Below are 2,219 nucleotides of genomic sequence, written 5' to 3'. Positions count from 1 at the left end.
CGGCTCGCATAGCCCTCCAGCGCGAGACCGTCCGACCCCAGGAAGGCCTCCCCGTCGCCCAGCGCGGCGGCGAGCGGGCTGCCGCGGCGCGCGCCGATCATCAGATCCTCTTCCCCTTCGAACAGGACCGCGATGGCGAACGCCCCGCGGAGCTGACGCAGGGCGGCGAACACCGCATCGCGCGGGGGAAGGCCCTGAGCGCGCGCCGCCGCGATCAACTGGACGATCACTTCGGTGTCGGTGTCGCTGTCGAACCGGGCCCCCTGGGCAGCCAGCGCGTCGCGCAGCTCATGGAAATTCTCGATGATGCCGTTGTGCACCAGCGCGACGCCGCCAGCCACATGCGGGTGGGCATTCCTTTCCACCGGGGGGCCATGGGTCGCCCAACGCGTGTGGCCGATGCCTGCCGAGCCGACCAGGGGCGCTGCAGCAACAGCCGCCTCCAGATTGGCGATCTTGCCGGCCGCCCTTCGCCGAATGACCCGCCCGCCCTCCAGTGTGGCGACGCCTGCAGAATCGTAACCGCGATACTCGAGCCGCCGCAGGCTTTCGAGAACCCGGGGAACCGCAGGGCCGCGCCCCAACACGCCGATGATGCCACACATGCCGCTGTCTGCTCCTTGCCCCCGTCACCTTGGTAGCGTGCGGTCGTTTCGAAGTCCTGTCGTGTCGCGAGCGGGGGTGTCACTTTTTCTTTCGCGGCGCGACAGCCGCCGTGTCGAACGCCATTCAGGCGCGATCAGCTCCCGCAGTCATGCGATTTGGCGCCGCTTAACCTCTGTTTGGTAGCGTGAACGTATGGAGCCCCTTGTTCGCTTCCGTGCCTGGTTTGAAGGCGGCCTTAGCGTGAAGGCGAAGCTCTTGGCCGCGCTTGCCGCAGCGCTGCTGCCGGCGCTGGCGCTCGGAAGTCTGTGGGCGGCGCAGATCAACAACGACCGGCTTTTCACCGCCAAGGAACGCGCGGGCGTAGCCTATCTGAAGGCGGTCTGGCCGATCTTTCATGCCGCAACGCAAGATCGAGTGGTGATCGCGAAGGAGCCGCTGCACAGCTTTGTGCGCGCCCGCATCGGCCACGACGATGCGATGGACACCGCGCCCGAAAGCGCCGCGCTGCGCGCAGCGATCAACCGGCAAGCAGACCCCGCGACGCTCACGGGCGCGGCGCTCACCCTGATTGCCGCGATCGGCGATGGATCGAACCTGATTCTCGATCCCGAACTGCCGAGCTACTATCTCATGGATCTTGCCGTGCTGAGCCTTCCGGAGCTTGCCTCCGAGGCCGATGGTTATGCTAGGTCGCGCGGCCCGCTGAGGCCAGAGACCTGGGCTCAGCTCTATTCCTCCGCAGGCGCCCTGAACGCGAATCTGGACAATGTCCGCCGCTCCGAGACGGCGCTTGCCAAGGCCGACCCGCTGGCGGCTCAACGGCTGGAGGCGCCGCTGCGGCGCATTTACGCCTCTGGCGAGTTGCTGCGCGACGCGGCTCTCGCCATCGCTCAATCCCAGGGGGCAGAGGCGACCCCAGCGCAGCTGGCCGAACTCCGCACCCAGGAACGCCAGTTCCAGGGCGCAATCGATCTGTGCTGGCATGCCGTGATCGCCGAGCTTGACGCGGCATTGGCGGCGCGCGAGCGCCAGCTTGAACAGAGCCTCGCATTCGCTGTTCTGTTCGGGCTCGTTCTGATCAGCCTGGCGATCTTTGTCGTGGGGCAGGCCGGCCGCAGCCTCCGCCTGCCTTTGGATCGGCTGGGCGCGGTGATGAATGCGATGGCGGCGCGGGGCGACACCACGGTCGCGGCGCCGTTTCAGACCTATTCCAACGAAATCGGGACGATGGCGCGCAGCGTGGAGGTCTTTCGTCAGGCCATGCAGCGCGCCGATGCGCTCGCCTTGACGCTGGAAGCCGAACGCGCCGCCCTGGAGCGGCGGGTGGAAGAACGCACCGCTGCGCTCGCCGAGGCGGTGGAGGCCGCGCAAGCCGCCAGCAAGGCCAAGTCCACTTTCCTGGCCACGATGAGCCATGAGATCCGCACCCCGCTCAACGGCGTCCTTGGCATGGCCGATGCGCTGCGCAGCACCGCCTTGCCGGCCGATGCCGTCGAGATGGTGGAGACCATCCAGACATCAGGACGGTCGCTGCTCGCGATCCTGAACGATGTGCTCGACATCTCCAAAGTGGAAGCGGGCAAGCTCTCGCTTGAGAGAGCCCCCTTCGCGCT

1 protein-coding gene and 1 pseudogene are annotated in these 2,219 nt (G+C 67.3%); one reads left to right on the top strand and one right to left on the bottom strand.

All coding sequences use genetic code 11. The annotated features are described in order from the left end of the window. Window positions 1–605, bottom strand: a pseudogene (locus tag ACLD7X_RS16390) (glutamine--fructose-6-phosphate transaminase (isomerizing)); the annotation flags it as partial. Window positions 606–798: 193 nt separating this feature from the next. On the opposite strand from ACLD7X_RS16390, the gene ACLD7X_RS16385 reads away from it, so the two are divergent. Next, on the top strand, window positions 799–2,219 hold a 1,421-nt coding region (locus tag ACLD7X_RS16385; RefSeq protein ID WP_411424753.1), incomplete at its 3' end, for a histidine kinase dimerization/phospho-acceptor domain-containing protein.

The sequence above is a fragment of the Aphanothece microscopica RSMan92 genome (assembly GCF_046613545.2).
Taxonomy (GTDB): domain Bacteria; phylum Cyanobacteriota; class Cyanobacteriia; order PCC-6307; family Cyanobiaceae; genus NIES-981.
This window is presented reverse-complemented; position numbering and strand designations above follow the sequence as displayed.